Consider the following 15,756-nt stretch of genomic DNA (forward strand, 5'->3'; position numbering starts at 1 on the left):
CAGCGGGAGTATCCCCGCCGTATCTTCTGATTGCGACCAGGCGTCACCCGGATGTCGGGTTTCGCAGATCCGCGGATGTTCTTTCTGGTCTTCGGTCTCGTGGATCCGATGCCACCGGCCAAGCCAAGAGGCGGGTCAAAGCCTGCCGCCATCGCGTCGGTTCTGAATGCTCCACAAACGACGCGATGGCAAGTGCTGAGACCCCGCGTCGCTTCAGGCCATCTCGCGGAAGCGGTAGCCGACGCCGTAAAGCGTCTCGATCATGTCGAAGTCATTGTCGACCATCTTGAACTTCTTGCGCAGCCGTTTGATGTGGCTGTCGATGGTGCGGTCGTCGACATAGACCTGCTCGTCATAGGCGGCGTCCATCAGCGCGTCGCGGCTCTTCACCACGCCCGGGCGCTGGGCGAGGGAGTGAAGAATGAGAAACTCGGTCACCGTAAGCGTGACCGGCTCGTTCTTCCAGGTGCAGGTGTGGCGCTCCTGGTCCATGGCCAGCTGCCCACGCTCGAGCGAGCGCGAGGGCGTGTCGGAAGTCTTGGGTGTTCCGGCGGTGCCGCCGGCTGCAGCCGCTTCGCGGTTGGCCGCCCGGCGCAGGATCGCCTTGACGCGCTCGACCAGCAGGCGCTGGGAGAACGGCTTGGTGATGAAATCGTCCGCACCCATCTTCAGGCCGAAGAGCTCGTCGATTTCCTCGTCCTTGGAGGTCAGGAAGATCACCGGCAAATCCGACTTCTGACGCAGGCGCCGCAACAGCTCCATGCCGTCCATGCGCGGCATCTTGATGTCGAAGATCGCAAGCTGCGGCGGTCGGGCCAACAGGCCTTCGAGCGCCGAGGCGCCGTCGGTATAGGTCTCGACCTTGTAGCCTTCAGCTTCAAGCGCGATGGATACGGACGTCAGGATATTCCGGTCATCATCGACAAGCGCGATGGTCTGCATCGTGTTCAACTCCGTCATTTGAGGCCGATCGCCGGTTTCGTCTCCGAATCTGCGGCAACCGCGAGTCACGGGTGCGTTACTTGAGTATAAAGGTGGAACAAATTGTGGCGAAGCCCAAAATGCGCTCAAGCGTACACTCCGTCGCCCAGAGGCAGATATGGCGCAGGGAACTCGGATTCAACCGATTAAAAAAACGATAATTTTCTTTAAATCGATTAATATACTGAAATCATTATTCTTTTTTTGACGTCGCCTTGTTTTTGAGCGAGCATGCAAGTATGTTCCGGCCAGATTTAACGCCAATGGCCAAACACGAAGGAAGCTTGACCATGGAGCAACTCGGCACTCGCAATGCAGCGAACGGCTTGGAAAAACTCGGCTTTACGGATCTCGATGTGGTCCGCTACAACCTCGAAGCCCCAGAGCTTTATGAAGAAGCCATTCGCCGCGGCGAGGCTCAGCTGACGGCGCACGGCGCGATCGTTGCGCGCACCGGTCAGCACACTGGCCGCTCCCCGAAGGACAAGTTCGTCGTTCGTGATGCGTCCACCGACGATCAGATCTGGTGGGACAACAACAAGCCGCTGTCGCCGGAGCATTTCGCCGTGCTGCGCCAGGATATGCTTGATCATGCCAAGGGCATGTCGCTCTATGTCCAGGATCTCGTTGGCGGCGCCGACAAGGACAATGCCCTGCCGACCCGCGTCGTCACGGAATTTGCCTGGCATTCGCTGTTCATTCGCAACCTGCTGATCCGTCCGGAGCGTGGTGCGCTGGCTTCCTTCCTGCCGAAGCTGACGATCATCGACCTGCCGAGCTTCAAGGCTGATCCCGAGCGGCACGGCTGCCGCACGGAAACGGTCATTGCCTGCGATCTGACCAACGGTCTCATTCTCATCGGCGGTACGTCCTATGCCGGCGAGATGAAGAAGTCGGTATTTACCGTTCTGAACTACCTGCTGCCGAAGAAGGGCGTCATGCCGATGCACTGCTCGGCCAATGTCGGCCCTGAAGGCGATACCGCCATCTTCTTCGGCCTGTCGGGCACCGGCAAGACCACGCTTTCGGCCGATCCGACCCGCACGCTGATCGGTGACGATGAGCATGGCTGGGGAGAGCAGGGCGTCTTCAATTTCGAAGGCGGTTGCTATGCCAAGGCCATCCGTCTCTCCGAAGCGGCCGAGCCGGAAATCTTCGCGACGACCCGCCGCTTCGGCACCGTCATGGAGAACGTCGTTCTCGACGAACGCCGGGTTCCCGATTTCGACGACGGTTCGCTGACCGAAAACACCCGCTGCGCCTATCCGCTCGATTTCATCCCGAATGCCAGCGAAACCGGTACCGCGCCGCAGCCGCGCACGATCATCATGCTGACCGCCGATGCCTTCGGCGTGATGCCGCCGATCGCCAAGCTGACGCCGGAACAGGCGATGTATCACTTCCTGTCTGGCTACACCGCCAAGGTCGCAGGCACCGAGAAGGGCGTCACCGAGCCGGAAGCAACGTTCTCGACCTGCTTCGGCGCGCCGTTCATGCCGCGTCACCCGTCGGAATACGGCAACCTGCTGAAGGATCTGATCGCCAACAACGGCGTCACCTGCTGGCTGGTCAACACCGGCTGGACCGGCGGTGCCTATGGCGCCGGCAGCCGCATGCCGATCAAGGTGACCCGCGCCCTGCTCGCGGCAGCCCTCGACGGTTCGCTGAACGCTAGCGAACTGCGCACTGACGCGAACTTCGGCTTCGCCGTGCCGGTTTCGGTACCGGGCGTCGACGACGGCATTCTTGATCCGCGCTCGACCTGGGCTGATGGTAACGCCTATGACGCTCAGGCCCGTCGCCTCGTCGATATGTTCGTCGCCAACTTCGCCAAGTTCGAAGACCATGTCGATGGCAGCGTCCGCGATGCAGCTCCCGGCACGAAGATTGCCGCCGAATAAGCATTGCTGGCTATGATTCACGTGAAACCCGGCCTCAATGGCCGGGTTTCACTTTTTGTGGTTGCTTGTTTTCAAGCGGTTCGCTCTGTGCGCTGCAGCGCACGCGTCAAATGTGACGCGCAAAGGACGCTGTAAGGCTCGAGATCTGCTGCATAATTTTCTCCGTAAATCGATTCCGGTTTTAGGAATTATGCAGTAGAAAGCGCCAGGAGCGATCATGGCCAGCGACCCTTTATACATCAACGAACAGATCGTTATCGCCGGGTGGGAACTCAGCGAGCAATTCGTGCTGGCTGGCGGGCCGGGTGGACAGAACGTCAACAAGGTGTCGACGGCCGTTCAGTTGTTCTTCAATGTCCAGGCCTCGCCCGCGCTCACCGATCGCATCAAGGCCAACACCCTGAAGCTCGCCGGTCGCCGCGCCTCGAAAGACGGCGTGTTGATGATCGAGGCCAGTCGCTTTCGCAGCCAGGAGCGCAACCGCGAGGATGCCCGTGAACGGCTGAAGGAGATGATCCTGAAGGCCGCGGAGCCGCCGCCGCCACCGCGCAGGAAGACCAAGCCGACACGCGGCTCGATCGAGCGCCGACTGAAGGAAAAAACCGGTCGCGGCGAGACCAAGAAGTTGCGCGGCCGCCCGACTGGCGAGTGACTTGCGGTTGCGGATTCTTTTCGGCTGTCCCTTGTCTTTTGTCGCCAAGCGCCCTCTCTTATCGCGCAGGAACTTTTGCAGAAGGAGAAATCCATGGGCCTTTTCAGTTTTATCAAGAACGCCGGCAAGAAGTTGGGCATTGGCGGTGACGACGATGCGCCTGATGCCGACAGCGTCCAGAAGGAACTCGCTTCGCACGATCTCGGCACCAAGGACGTCCAGGTCGAAGTCGTCAACGACAAGGTGGTGCTGAAGGGTGTCGTCAAGGATCAGACGGCGTTCGAGAAGGCGGTCGTCGCCGTCGGCAACACGCTCGGCGTGTCTTCGGTCGAAGCGTCTGAGCTGAAGGTGGCGGATGCCGGTGCAGCGCCCGCGCCCGCCAAGGCCCCCGTCTTCTATACCGTCAAGAAGGGCGACAACCTCTGGAAGATCGCCGAGGCGCAGTACGGCAAGGGCAAGGGCGCCAAGCACACGGTCATCTTCGAGGCAAACAAACCGATGCTGACCCATCCCGACAAAATTTACCCCGGTCAGGTGCTGCGCATTCCGGATCTGGATGCCGCGTGACAGCCTTGTCGATGCGTGCATTTTCGAGCGTCGTTCTGGTGGTCGCAAGTCTTGGACTTGCCTCCGCCGGCACCGCGCAATCGCTGCGTGAGCCGGCTAAGGGTAGTTCGGAGCGTGCAGCGATCCTTGATGCCTTGCGGCCTGCCGTCGAGGCGGAGATGCGCGGTTCGGTTGAATTCGTCGTCACGACGATGCGAGCGGCGCCGAACTGGGCCTTCGTCCAGGTCGAGCCGCAACGTCCGGGCGGCGGCAGCATCGATCTCGCGCAGACCGGGTTTCGCGACGAGGCCGACATGATGGATGGCTTGACGGTGTTCGCGCTCGTCAGCTTCCAGGGCGGTCGATGGAATCTGGTGGATCACGTCGTTGGTCCGACGGATGTCGCCTATGCCGGCTGGTCTGAGCGCTACGGCGTCCCGGCAAAACTGCTCGGGCTTGAGGAGTGAGGGCAACCTCATGCAGGTTCTCCCGAAAGGAATAAAACACATCCCTGGCTTTCTCGACCGGGCCCGTCAGGAGCAGATCGTTGAAGCGATCAGGGGCGTGGTGCACGAAGCGCCGCTGTTCGTGCCGGCGATGCCGAAGACCGGTAAGCCGATGTCGGTGCGCATGACCAATTGCGGCCCGCTCGGCTGGGTGACCGACCGCGAGAAGGGCTACCGTTATCAGCCGCAGCATCCGGGGACGGGCAGGCCGTGGCCGCCGATGCCGGATGTTCTCCTTGAAATCTGGAATGCGGTTTCGGCCAGCGACAAACGGCCGGAAGCATGCCTGGTGAATTTCTATTCCGACGAGGCCCGCATGGGTCTGCACCAAGACAGGGACGAGCGCGATCTGGAAACATCAGTCGTCTCGATTTCCCTTGGCGATAGCTGCCTGTTTCGGGTCGGCGGCAGAGAGCGCGGCAGCCAGACCATATCCTTCAGGCTCGAAAGCGGCGATATCGTCGTGCTCGGCGGCGAGGGGCGTCTGGCCTTCCACGGCGTCGACCGGATCTATCCGAACACATCGACGCTGCTCAAGAACGGTGGCCGACTCAATCTGACGCTGCGCCGGGTGAACCCCTAAGGCATGTCGCGTCAAAATAGAGCGGCAGCCTTCGCGTCACGCCCACATTTTCCGCGAAGCCATCGCTGCGTATTCTCGGGTCGCACGCATGTTGCACGCTCAAAGCTTGCGCAGCGCCACCTTCTCGGTGAGGTGGTTGGGGCCTTTCTGCAGGATGAGGTCGGCGCGCGGCCGCGTCGGCAGAATGTTCTGGTGCAGGTTCTTCAGGTTGATGTTGTGCCAAAGTCCTTCGGCGATCGCGCGCGCCGCATCCTCGCTGATGGTCGCATAGCGGTGGAAGTAGGATTCCGGATTCTTGAAGGCCGTTTCCCTGAGGCGCATGAAGCGGCTGACATACCAGCTGTGGATCAGGCTCTCCTCGGCGTCGATGTAGATCGAGAAGTCGAAGAAGTCCGAGACCATCGGCACGATCTTGCCGTCGGCGGGCAGGTTGCGCGATTGCAGGACGTTGATGCCTTCGAAGATCAGAATGTCGGGCCGGTCGATGACCGTGTACTGGTCCGGCAGCACGTCATAGGTCATGTGCGAATAGCTCGGTGCCTTGACATTGGGCTGGCCGGCCTTGATCGCCGAGAGGAACCGCAGCAGCGCGCCGAGGTCGTAGCTTTCCGGGAAGCCCTTGCGATCCATCATGTTTTCGCGCTGCAGGACGGCGTTCGGATAGAGGAAGCCGTCCGTCGTCACCAGATCGACCTTCGGGCTCGACGGCCAGCGCGACAGGAGCTGGGCAAGGATACGTGCGGCCGTCGACTTGCCGACGGCGACCGATCCGGCAATGCCGATGACGAAGGGCGTCTTCGTCTCGCCGGACATGCTGAGGAAGCGCTTGCGCTGCTCGAACAAAAGCTGGGACGATTCCACATGCGCGGACAGAAGCCGCGACAGCGACAGGTAAATCTGCCTGACCTCGCCGAGGTCCACCGGGTCGTTCAGCGAGCGCAGACGCTGCACTTCGTCTGCCGTCAACGTCAGGGGCGTGTCCGCGCGAAAGCGGGACCACTCTTCGGCAGAAAACAGATGATAGGGCGAATAGTCCCGGTTCTGGAGATTGTCCGGGAGATCGACCGTTTCGATGTCTTGCGCAGCTAGGGTCATGGATCCTGCCGATTAGCCTTTTCCTGCAGACCGGATTGGCTTGTCCGCCGTGCAAGTTCGTCGAGCACATCCTGCAACGGAATGTCTGCAATTTTCAATACGACCATGAGATGATAGAGCAGATCGGCGCTCTCATCGACGAGATTCTGGCGGTCGTTGCGGATCGCTGCGATCACGGTTTCGACCGCTTCCTCGCCCAGCTTCTTGGCCGCTTTCTGCTGGCCGCTTGCGACCAGTTTCGCCGTCCAGGATTCGTCCGGTGACGCTTTGGCGCGCGCGGCGACGATGGTCTCGAGGTCGGAAAGGGAGAAATCACTCATGAACGAAACCCTGAAACTCAATCGAGACGCATGGCGATGCCATGTTCGGCCATATAGCGCTTGGTTTCGCCAATGCTATAGGTGCCGAAGTGGAAGATCGAAGCGGCCAGAACCGCCGTCGCATGGCCGTCGCGGATGCCGGCAACCATATGGTCGAGCGTGCCGACGCCTCCGGACGCAATGACCGGCGCACGCACCGCATCGGCAACCGCCCGGGTGAGCGCGATATCGTAGCCGCTCTTCGTTCCGTCACGATCCATCGAGGTCAAAAGGATTTCGCCGGCACCGAGATCGACGACGCGCCGGGCAAAGTCCACTGCATCGATGCCCGTCGTCTGGCGGCCGCCATGGGTGAAGATTTCCCAGCGGTTCTCTTCGCCGTCCTTCGAGACTTTCTTGGCGTCGATCGCAACGACGATGCACTGGTTGCCGAACTTGTCGGCGGCTTCGGCGACGAGATCCGGGTTCTTCACCGCCGCCGTGTTGATCGACACCTTGTCGGCGCCTGCCAAAAGCAGCTTGCGGATATCGGCCACCTGACGCACGCCACCGCCGACGGTCAGTGGCATGAAACACTGCTCGGCCGTGCGCGCCACCACATCGAAGATGGTTTCGCGGTTGTCCGACGAGGCGGTGATGTCGAGGAAGCAGAGCTCGTCCGCTCCGGCCGCATCATAGGCGCGGGCTGCCTCCACCGGGTCGCCGGCATCGATCAGGTCGACGAAGTTGACCCCTTTGACGACCCGACCGTCCTTGACGTCGAGGCAGGGGATAACGCGGGCTTTGAGGGTCATCGGCTCATGCCTTTCTCGTGGCGCGGATCAGCGCCAGGGCTTCCTGCGGGTCGATGCGGCCATCATAGAGCGCACGGCCGGAGATCGCGCCTTCAAGTTTTGCCGCATCCGGGGCGATCATTCGCCGGATATCATCCATCGAAGCGAGACCGCCCGAAGCGATCACCGGGATCGAAACCGCATCGGCAAGCTCCAGCGTCGAAGGCCAGTTGATGCCCGTGAGAATGCCGTCGCGATCGATGTCGGTGTAGATGATCGCCGATACGCCGGCACCCTCGAATTTCTTCGCAAGCTCGATGACGCCGAGTTCCGACGCCTCGGCCCAGCCCTCGACCGCAACCTTGCCGCCCTTAGCGTCGATGCCGACGGCGACCTTGCCCGGGAATTTTCGGCAGGCTTCGATCACCAGTGCCGGGTCGCGCACCGCGACGGTGCCGAGGATGACGCGGGCAAGCCCGCGCGACAGCCAGTTGTCGATATGGTCAAGCGTACGGATGCCGCCGCCGAGTTGGACCGGGTTCTTGGTCGACTTGAGGATCGCGTCGACGGCAGCACCATTAACGGTCTCGCCGGCAAAGGCACCGTTGAGGTCGACCACATGCAACCACTCGAAACCCTGCTCCTCGAAGGCGCGCGCCTGGGCGCCCGGATCCGGGTTGTAGACCGTTGCCTGCTCCATGTCGCCGAGCTTCAGGCGCACGCATTGCCCGTCTTTCAGGTCGATAGCGGGAAAAAGGATCATGTATCTATCCGATCAGAGGTCGCCGGAGCCTTCAGGGCTTCCAACGCAGGAAATTCGAGATGAGGGCAAGGCCAAGCGCCTGGCTCTTTTCCGGATGGAACTGCGAGCCGGCCTTGTTGCCATTGGCGACGAAGGCGGTGACGGCGCCGCCGTAATCCGCCTCGGCCACAACATCGCCGGCATTTTCCGCGGCCAGATGGTAGGAGTGCACGAAATAGGCGTGCAGGCCGTCGTCGCCGGTGCGGATGCCGTCAAACAGCGGGTGCGTGCGGGCAAGCCGCAGCGTGTTCCAGCCGATCTGTGGGATTTTCAGCGACGGATCCGCCGGCCTCATTTCTACGACGTCGCCGGGGATCCAGCCGAAGCCGTGGGTCGTGGTCTTTTCCAGGCCGCGCGACGACATCAGCTGCATGCCGACGCAGATGCCGAGAAACGGGCGACCGGCCTCTTCGACGACCTCGGTCAGTGCCTGCTCCATGCCGTCGACGGCCGTAAGGCCGCGACGGCAATCGGCATAGGCGCCCACGCCCGGCAGGACGATGCGGTCGGCGGTCGCCACCCGCTCGGGCCTGTCCGTCAGGTCGATCTCTGCGTCGATGCCGGCTTCCCGCGCTGCCCGTTCGAAAGCCTTCGTTGCCGAGCGCAGATTGCCCGATCCATAGTCGATAATGGCGACGCGCATCAGCGTTCTCCGTAGGATTCAAAAAGCCCAAGACCCGGGCCGGTGTTTGCCGGCGCCTGTCTCGGCCAGTCGACAGATGGCCGCTCCGCTGCCTTTCGGTCGGCCGGGGCCACGTTTGCGAAGTAGATTTCCTCGGCGGTCTCAAGATCGCGCGCCGGCACGATCGAGCGCACCGTCCAGTTGCGGGCGATCAGGCGGCGGGCGATGAAAACAGGGCCTTCCAGCGAGACCATGAGGCCGAGCGCCAGATGCAACAGCAGCGCTGCCAGGAGGCCGCCACCGATCACCGACAGAGAGATTAACAAAATCTGCAGAACAGCAACTGCGATTCCGAAGAGCCACATGCGCTTGGCGAAAAGCCAGAGCGCCGGAAACAGAAAGGCGCCCCACGAGAAGCCGTCGGCGACGAAACGCGCTCGGTCATCGTCGGCGCGGGCGCCCGGCGGGGTCAGGATCATGTAAGAGGCCATGGTCATCAGCCAGATAATGACCGCTCAGGCAAGCGTACCCTTGGTCGAGGGAACGCGTCCGGCCTGGCGCGGGTCGATTTCGGTTGCCGTGCGAAGCACGCGGGCGACGGACTTGAAGCAGGTCTCGGCGATATGATGGTTGTTGGCGCCGTAGATATTTTGGATATGCAGCGTGATCCCGGCATTCTGGGCGAGCGCCTGGAAGAATTCGCGCACCAGTTCGGTGTCGAACGTGCCGATCTTCGGTGAGGTAAAGGCGACGTTCCAGACAAGGAACGGCCGGCCGGACACATCCACCGCCGCGCGCGTCATCGTCTCGTCCATGGCAAGGTCGAGCGAGGCGTAGCGGGTAATGCCGCGCCGGTCGCCAAGCGCCTTGGCAATGGCCTGGCCGATGGCAATGCCAGTGTCTTCGACAGTGTGGTGATCGTCGACATGGAGGTCGCCATCGGTCTTGATGTCCATGTCGATCAGCGAATGTCGGGAAAGCTGGTCCAGCATGTGGTCGAAGAAGCCGACTCCGGTCGCAATCTTCGACGTTCCGGTTCCATCGATATTGACGGATACGGACACGGCCGTTTCATTCGTCTTTCGCGAAACTTGGCCGGTGCGGCTGGACGTGGCTTCTGCCATCAGGCTCTCCTGTATGCGCTGGAGCCGCTCCTTATCAGGGGAGGCGGAAAATATCCAGAACCGCGGCTGAGATTCGAACGATTCGGGCAGGCGCCCGATTTACGGTCAACTGCGTGGCTCACCGGGATTTGCAATCGCGTAAGGCGCACTTACATAGGCTCCAAGCAACCAGGCTCGTTCGAGCCCCCAACGCCCCTGGTTCTGGGGCCGACAGGTATCTTCAATGAGTGAACACAATCCCTACGGAACGATGCATGCGACCACCATCATCACGGTGCGCAAGGACGGCAAGGTGGTGATGGCCGGCGACGGCCAGGTCAGCCTTGGCCAGACGGTGATGAAGAGCAATGCCCGCAAGGTACGGCGTCTCGCCAAGGGCGACGTTATCGCCGGCTTTGCCGGGGCGACGGCCGATGCCTTCACGCTTCTGGAGCGGCTCGAAGCCAAGCTGGAGCAATATCCCGACCAGTTGATGCGCGCGGCAGTGGAACTCGCCAAGGATTGGCGCACCAACAAGTATTTGCGCAATCTCGAAGCGATGATGCTGGTCGCCGACAAGTCGATCACGCTGGCGATTACCGGCAATGGCGACGTGCTGGAGCCGGAACATGGAACGATCGCCATCGGCTCGGGCGGCAACTATGCCTTTGCCGCGGCCCGCGCCCTGATGGACAGCGACAAGTCGGCCGAAGAAATCGCCCGCCGGGCGCTCGAGATCGCAGGCGACATCTGCGTCTATACCAACCACAATATCGTGGTGGAGACGCTGGATGGCAACTGACCAGGTTCATGTCAGCTTCGAACGGGTGGCCGATGACCACCTGCCGATGCTGCATGCCTGGTTGAGCGAGCCGCATGTGCGGCAATGGTGGGGTGATCCGGACAAGGAAGTCGTGTTGATCCGCGACGGCTGCGCCACGGGCGAAGTGGATGGCTTCATCTTCCATGTAGCCGGCGAGCCCGCCGGCTACATCCAGTCCTGGACACCGTCCGAATATGACGAAGAGCCGTGGGCGAAGGATCTGCCCGGCGATGTCCCCGGCGTCGATATCTTCATCGGCCCGCCGGAGATGACCGGAAAAGGCGTGGCGTCGCTGGCCTTGAGGGCCTTTGCGCAGACGCTTTTTGCCGCCGGCGCACCACGGATCGTGATCGACCCCGATGCGGGCAACAGAAGGGCCGTGAGGGCCTATGCGAAAGCTGGCTTCGTGCCCTTTGGCGAATGGATAGATGCGTCCGGCCGCACACTCCTGATGGAGCTGACGCGGACCGAGTTTGAGAGGAATACATGAGTACTTTTTCACCTAGGGAAATCGTGTCGGAACTCGACCGGTTCATCATCGGCCAGAACGACGCCAAGCGCGCGGTGGCGATTGCGCTGCGCAACCGCTGGCGGCGCCAGCAGCTCGGCGACGAGTTGCGTGACGAGGTCATGCCGAAGAATATTCTGATGATCGGGCCGACCGGTGTCGGCAAGACGGAAATCTCCCGCCGTCTGGCAAAGCTTGCCGGTGCACCCTTCGTCAAGGTCGAGGCGACCAAGTTCACCGAAGTCGGCTATGTCGGCCGCGATGTCGAACAGATCATCCGCGACCTCGTCGAGGTCGGCATCGGTCTCGTGCGCGAAAAGCGCCGGGCGGAGGTCAAGGCAAGGGCGCACCAGAATGCCGAGGAGCGGGTGCTTGACGCGCTGGTCGGCGCCACGGCCTCGCCGGCAACGCGCGATTCCTTCCGCAAGAAGCTGCGCGCCAACGAACTGGACGACAAGGAGATCGAGGTCGATATCGCCGAGACCGGCGCGCCGGGCGGCTTCGAAATTCCGGGCATGCCGGGCGCCAATATCGGTGTACTCAACCTGTCGGAAATGTTCGGCAAGGCGATGGGCGCACGCACCAAGAAGGTCAAGACGACGGTCAAGGCTTCCTATGAGGTGCTCGTCAACGACGAGTCCGACAAGCTGCTCGACAACGAGCAGATCCAGCGCGAGGCGATGAGGGCGGTCGAGGACGACGGCATCGTCTTCCTCGACGAGATCGACAAGATCGCATCGCGTGAAGGCGGCATGGGTGCCGGCGTATCGCGCGAAGGCGTTCAGCGCGATCTGCTGCCGCTGGTGGAAGGCACGACGGTTGCGACCAAGTATGGACCGGTAAAGACCGATCACATTCTCTTCATCGCCTCGGGCGCCTTCCATGTGTCGAAGCCTTCCGATCTTCTGCCCGAACTGCAGGGCCGCCTGCCGATCCGCGTCGAGCTGCGTGCCCTGACCAAGGAAGACTTCCGCCGCATCCTGACGGAGACCGAGGCGAGCCTCATCCGTCAGTACAAGGCTCTGCTTGAGACGGAAGAAGTGAAACTCGACTTCACCGACGATGCCATCGATGCGCTTGCCGACGTGGCAGTCCAGCTCAACTCGAGCGTCGAGAACATCGGCGCCCGCCGGCTGCAGACGGTGATGGAGCGCGTGCTGGATGAAATCTCGTTCAATGCGCCGGATAGCGCTGGCCAGGCTATCACGATCGATGCCGAATATGTGCGCAAGCACGTCGGCGATCTCGCCGCCAACACCGACCTGTCGCGTTACATCCTGTGACGCACGCGTTGCATCCTGTAACGCGGAGGTGGCGGCAATCCTTTGCCGTCAGGCAACCGTGAAGATGCAAGGCGCCTGTCTCTCGACAGGCGCCTTCATTTTTTCTAACACGGAAACCGCAATCGATCGTGGCCGGAGGCATCTTTCCGACACGATCCTGTCGTAGGAGCCGCACCGCCGGATAGGGCGTCTCCACCGTTCATAGGAAGAAGAGATCGTGCGTTTTACCGCCTGCATGCTCGCTATTGCCACGTTTTGCCTGACCGCAGGCCAGACGATGGCGGCCAATGTTGTTCCGCCGGGCAACCGGAACGTCGAACAACCCGGCATCCCGGGCGCATCCGTTCGCCGCACCAAGGCCGGCCGCACGTCCTTCGATGCCAAATTCGAGAAGGTGCGGGATCTGCTCGCCAATGACCGGCAGCTGATCAGCAAGATCAAGTCGACGTCGCGCGCCTATGGCATCGCACCGATCCACATGATCGGCGCCATCGTCGGCGAACATACCTACAATGTCGATGCCTACGATCGGCTGCAGTCCTACTACGTCAAGGCTGCAGCCTATGCCGGCAACAGCTTCCAGTTCGGCTATGACGGCGAGACGGTGGCTGAGTTCGTCGCCCGCCCGCAATTTGCCGACTGCACCGGAAAGAAGAGCTCCTATTCGCTGTGGAGCTGCCGCGAGCGGGTCTGGGACAGCGAATTCCGCGGCAAGTCCGTCGACGGCAAGTCCTTCCCGAACAACCGTTTCAGCGCCGTTTTCTTCCAGCCGTTCTTTGCCGGCCAGACCTTTGGCCTCGGGCAGATCAATCCGCTGACCGCCCTGATGCTGACCGATATCGTCTCGAAGACGTCGGGCTACGAACGGCTCGACGAGAACAACGCCGCCGGGGTCTACGAGGCGATCATGGATCCTGATGTCTCGCTCGCCTATATGGCCGCCTCGATCCGCCACTCGATCGACGTCTACAAGTCGATCGCCGGCGTCGATATTTCAGGCAATCCCGGCGTCACCGCCACGCTTTACAATGTCGGCAATCCGGACCAACGCGCAGCAGCCCTTGCCGCCAGGAACCAGGGCGGCGAGACCCAGTGGCCCGAAGAAAACTATTACGGCTGGCTGGTGAACGACAAGCTCGTGGAGCTCGAAGGCCTGTTGTGATTCATGTGAAGCACTTTCCTTGATTGCGCCGTAAAAACCTGAAATCCTGGCGCAATCGAGAAAGGCCTATCACCATGGACATGCGTCCGGAGCCCTTCGAACCACCGGCTCCCATTCCTCGGGTCGGCGTGCCGTCCTACCTGAAGATCATCAAGACTGTTCTGCGCAATCCGCTCGAACTCTGGGGCGAGCCGTCCTACACGCTGCCGTGGATCGAGACCAAGTTCATCACGCAGCGCACCCTGATCGTCAACGATCCCGGCCTCATCCGCTATATCCTCGTCGAAAACGTCAGCAACTATGAGATGTCGAAGGTTCGGCGGCTGATCCTCCGCCCGATCCTGCGTGACGGTCTTCTGACGGCCGAAGGCGAGATCTGGAAACGGTCGCGCAAGGCCATTGCGCCGGTTTTTACCCCGCGCCACGCCAAGGGATTCGCCGGGCAGATGCTGCGCCGGTCGGAAGAGTTCGTCGAACGCTACGCGCACGCGAAGGTGAAGCCGTTCACCACCAATGTCGCCAGCGACATGACCGAACTGACCTTCGATATCCTGGCGGAAACGCTGTTTTCCGGTGAGGTCGCCGTCGAAAGGGAGGGCTTCGTCCAGAGTGTCGAAGAGCTTCTGCACCGCATGGGGCGCGTCGATCCGATGGATATCCTGCTGGCGCCGGAATGGCTGCCGCGATTGACCCGCATCGGCGGCAAGAAGGTCATGAACCGGTTCCGGTCGATCGTCTCGGAAACGATGGCGATGAGGCGCCAGCGCATGGCGACGGACCCAGCAGGCACGCCCAACGATTTCCTCACATTGCTGCTGCAGACGGAGGGCGCAAACGGCCTTTCGACGCAAGAGATCGAGGACAATATCCTCACCTTCATCGGCGCCGGGCATGAGACCACTGCCCGGGCGTTGGCCTGGACGCTCTATTGCGTCGCCAACACGCCGGCTTTCCGCGAGACGATGGAGGCGGAGATCGACACCGTGCTCAAGAGCGGTGCCGAACCGGTCGAATGGCTGAACCTGATGCCGCATGTGCTGGCGGCCTTCGAGGAGGCGATGCGTCTCTACCCGCCGGCGCCGTCGATCAATCGCGCCGCCATCGAGGAGGACGAATGGACGTCACCGTCCGGCGAGCGCGTCAGGATACCCAAGGGCATCGCGGTTCTGGTGATGCCGTGGACGTTGCACCGTCACGTGCTCTACTGGGACCGGCCGCGCGCCTTCATGCCCGAGCGTTTCCTGCCGGAAAACCGCGAGAAGCTGCATCGTTTTCAGTATCTGCCTTTCGGCGCCGGACCGCGCATCTGCATCGGCGCGACCTTCGCGCTGCAGGAGGCGGTCATTGCGCTTGCCGTCCTGATGCATCGGTTCCGTTTCGACGTCACCGACGAGACCCGGCCCTGGCCGGTGCAGAGGCTGACTACTCAACCGCGGGGCGGCTTGCCGATGCGGGTTTCGGCTCGCTGAAGGTCTTGCCGGGAATAGCCGATTGCACGCCACGCACCGGCGAATCCGCCGGCATCGGCTGCGGCAACAGCCTCGATGGCTTCTTGATGGTCTTGATCGCGGCGCAGGTCGCATCCCCGACATTGTCGCAGGGCTTGTAGACGACGATCTCGCTGCCGGCACCGTCGTCCCACACCGCCTGGATCGTCAATGTCTTGGCCTCGTTTGCGGGCAGCGAGATGTAGACATACTCGGCCGTTTCGTCGGCGGGCAGGTTGAAGGGGATCTGCGGATTGCATTTTGCCAAGGGGAAGCGCTTGTCGAGAGCGTCCGAGTTGATCGAGTAGCGGATTTCCGATAGCCGGCAATGCATCGTCTGCAGCGCGGTAAAATAGATCAGCTGCCGGTCGTCGTAGTTGCGAAACTGGATCCACCCGGTCTGCTTGTTGGCGTCGAGCATCGCCTTGTAGATCGAGACGTCGGGCAGTTGCGGCTTGTATTCCTCCTCCACGGCGTCCTGCGCGCCGCCCGGCTGGGCGAAGAGCAGACCTGCCGCAAGAATGCCGGCGACTGCCGAAGCTCTGGAAAACGTCATGCCGCACCCCCGTTCGTATCGTGTCGCTCTGCTGACTGCGAATGTCCGCGACA

19 protein-coding genes are annotated in these 15,756 nt (G+C 61.8%); 10 read left to right on the forward strand and 9 right to left on the reverse strand.

Going from position 1 to position 15,756, the window contains the following annotated elements:
* Positions 1–213 precede the first annotated feature (213 nt).
* Entirely contained in the window at positions 214–942 is a 729-nt protein-coding gene (gene chvI, locus J3R84_RS17950; protein WP_025425346.1) for a two-component system response regulator ChvI, read from the reverse strand.
* 329 nt (positions 943–1,271) lie between these two features.
* Between chvI and J3R84_RS17955 the strand changes: the two genes are divergently transcribed.
* From J3R84_RS17955 to J3R84_RS17975, 5 genes are all read left to right on the forward strand, one after another.
* Positions 1,272–2,882, forward strand: coding sequence for a phosphoenolpyruvate carboxykinase (locus J3R84_RS17955; RefSeq protein WP_025425347.1), 1,611 nt, complete (start codon positions 1,272–1,274; stop codon positions 2,880–2,882).
* 217 nt (positions 2,883–3,099) lie between these two features.
* On the forward strand, positions 3,100–3,534 hold the full coding sequence (gene arfB / locus J3R84_RS17960) for an alternative ribosome rescue aminoacyl-tRNA hydrolase ArfB (protein ID WP_025425348.1): 435 nt from the start codon (positions 3,100–3,102) through the stop codon (positions 3,532–3,534).
* 93 nt (positions 3,535–3,627) lie between these two features.
* Positions 3,628–4,101 carry a peptidoglycan-binding protein LysM gene (gene lysM / locus J3R84_RS17965; protein WP_025425349.1) on the forward strand — a complete coding sequence of 158 codons (474 nt, stop codon included), beginning with the start codon at positions 3,628–3,630 and terminating at the stop codon, positions 4,099–4,101.
* The gene (locus J3R84_RS17970; protein WP_025425350.1) at positions 4,098–4,547 is read left to right on the forward strand and encodes a hypothetical protein; all 450 of its coding nucleotides are present in this window, start codon (positions 4,098–4,100) and stop codon (positions 4,545–4,547) included. The genes lysM and J3R84_RS17970 overlap by 4 nt, the downstream gene beginning before the upstream one ends.
* A gap of 10 nt (positions 4,548–4,557) precedes the next feature.
* On the forward strand, positions 4,558–5,169 hold the full coding sequence (locus J3R84_RS17975) for an alpha-ketoglutarate-dependent dioxygenase AlkB (RefSeq protein ID WP_025425351.1): 612 nt from the start codon (positions 4,558–4,560) through the stop codon (positions 5,167–5,169).
* A 99-nt stretch (positions 5,170–5,268) separates the two neighbouring features.
* Here the strand turns inward: J3R84_RS17975 and coaA are convergent, their stop codons facing one another.
* The 7 genes from coaA to hisB are packed head-to-tail and all read right to left on the reverse strand — an operon-like array spanning position 5,269 to position 9,905.
* Entirely contained in the window at positions 5,269–6,264 is a 996-nt protein-coding gene (gene coaA, locus J3R84_RS17980) for a type I pantothenate kinase (RefSeq protein WP_025425352.1), read from the reverse strand.
* Positions 6,261–6,584 carry a phosphoribosyl-ATP diphosphatase gene (locus tag J3R84_RS17985; protein WP_025425353.1) on the reverse strand — a complete coding sequence of 108 codons (324 nt, stop codon included), beginning with the start codon at positions 6,582–6,584 and terminating at the stop codon, positions 6,261–6,263. The genes coaA and J3R84_RS17985 overlap by 4 nt, the downstream gene beginning before the upstream one ends.
* A 17-nt stretch (positions 6,585–6,601) precedes the next feature.
* A complete protein-coding gene (gene hisF, locus J3R84_RS17990) occupies positions 6,602–7,378 on the reverse strand; it encodes an imidazole glycerol phosphate synthase subunit HisF (RefSeq protein ID WP_203529144.1) in 777 nt (258 codons plus the stop codon).
* 4 nt (positions 7,379–7,382) lie between these two features.
* Positions 7,383–8,120, reverse strand: coding sequence for a 1-(5-phosphoribosyl)-5-[(5-phosphoribosylamino)methylideneamino]imidazole-4-carboxamide isomerase (gene hisA / locus J3R84_RS17995; RefSeq protein WP_025425355.1), 738 nt, complete (start codon positions 8,118–8,120; stop codon positions 7,383–7,385).
* 31 nt (positions 8,121–8,151) lie between these two features.
* Positions 8,152–8,802, reverse strand: a complete 651-nt coding sequence (gene hisH, locus J3R84_RS18000; protein WP_025425356.1) for an imidazole glycerol phosphate synthase subunit HisH — start codon at positions 8,800–8,802, stop codon at positions 8,152–8,154.
* Positions 8,802–9,272, reverse strand: a complete 471-nt coding sequence (locus tag J3R84_RS18005) for a DUF2628 domain-containing protein (RefSeq protein WP_025425357.1) — start codon at positions 9,270–9,272, stop codon at positions 8,802–8,804. The genes hisH and J3R84_RS18005 overlap by 1 nt, the downstream gene beginning before the upstream one ends.
* A gap of 24 nt (positions 9,273–9,296) precedes the next feature.
* A complete protein-coding gene (gene hisB / locus J3R84_RS18010; protein WP_025425358.1) occupies positions 9,297–9,905 on the reverse strand; it encodes an imidazoleglycerol-phosphate dehydratase HisB in 609 nt (202 codons plus the stop codon).
* A 223-nt stretch (positions 9,906–10,128) separates the two neighbouring features.
* Between hisB and hslV the strand changes: the two genes are divergently transcribed.
* The 5 genes from hslV to J3R84_RS18035 all read left to right on the forward strand — a co-directional run bounded on the left by hslV (position 10,129) and on the right by J3R84_RS18035 (position 15,129).
* A complete protein-coding gene (gene hslV, locus J3R84_RS18015) occupies positions 10,129–10,686 on the forward strand; it encodes an ATP-dependent protease subunit HslV (RefSeq protein WP_025425359.1) in 558 nt (185 codons plus the stop codon).
* Positions 10,676–11,197: a GNAT family N-acetyltransferase gene (locus J3R84_RS18020; protein ID WP_025425360.1), complete on the forward strand. Its 522-nt coding sequence runs from the start codon at positions 10,676–10,678 to the stop codon at positions 11,195–11,197. Before hslV ends, J3R84_RS18020 begins: the two co-directional genes overlap by 11 nt.
* Positions 11,194–12,498 carry an ATP-dependent protease ATPase subunit HslU gene (hslU, locus tag J3R84_RS18025; RefSeq protein ID WP_025425361.1) on the forward strand — a complete coding sequence of 435 codons (1,305 nt, stop codon included), beginning with the start codon at positions 11,194–11,196 and terminating at the stop codon, positions 12,496–12,498. Before J3R84_RS18020 ends, hslU begins: the two co-directional genes overlap by 4 nt.
* A gap of 217 nt (positions 12,499–12,715) precedes the next feature.
* Positions 12,716–13,660: a DUF1402 family protein gene (locus J3R84_RS18030; protein ID WP_025425362.1), complete on the forward strand. Its 945-nt coding sequence runs from the start codon at positions 12,716–12,718 to the stop codon at positions 13,658–13,660.
* Between the two features lie 74 nt (positions 13,661–13,734).
* Positions 13,735–15,129 (forward strand): cytochrome P450, encoded by a 1,395-nt coding sequence (locus J3R84_RS18035; protein ID WP_025425363.1) that lies wholly within the window; start codon positions 13,735–13,737, stop codon positions 15,127–15,129.
* Here J3R84_RS18035 and J3R84_RS18040 read toward each other — a convergent pair.
* Positions 15,083–15,703, reverse strand: a complete 621-nt coding sequence (locus tag J3R84_RS18040) for a hypothetical protein (protein ID WP_203529146.1) — start codon at positions 15,701–15,703, stop codon at positions 15,083–15,085. The two genes, J3R84_RS18035 and J3R84_RS18040, sit on opposite strands and share 47 nt — an antisense overlap.
* Between the last annotated feature and the right edge of the window lie 53 nt (positions 15,704–15,756).

This window comes from Ensifer canadensis, from assembly GCF_017488845.2.
Lineage (GTDB): Bacteria > Pseudomonadota > Alphaproteobacteria > Rhizobiales > Rhizobiaceae > Ensifer > Ensifer canadensis.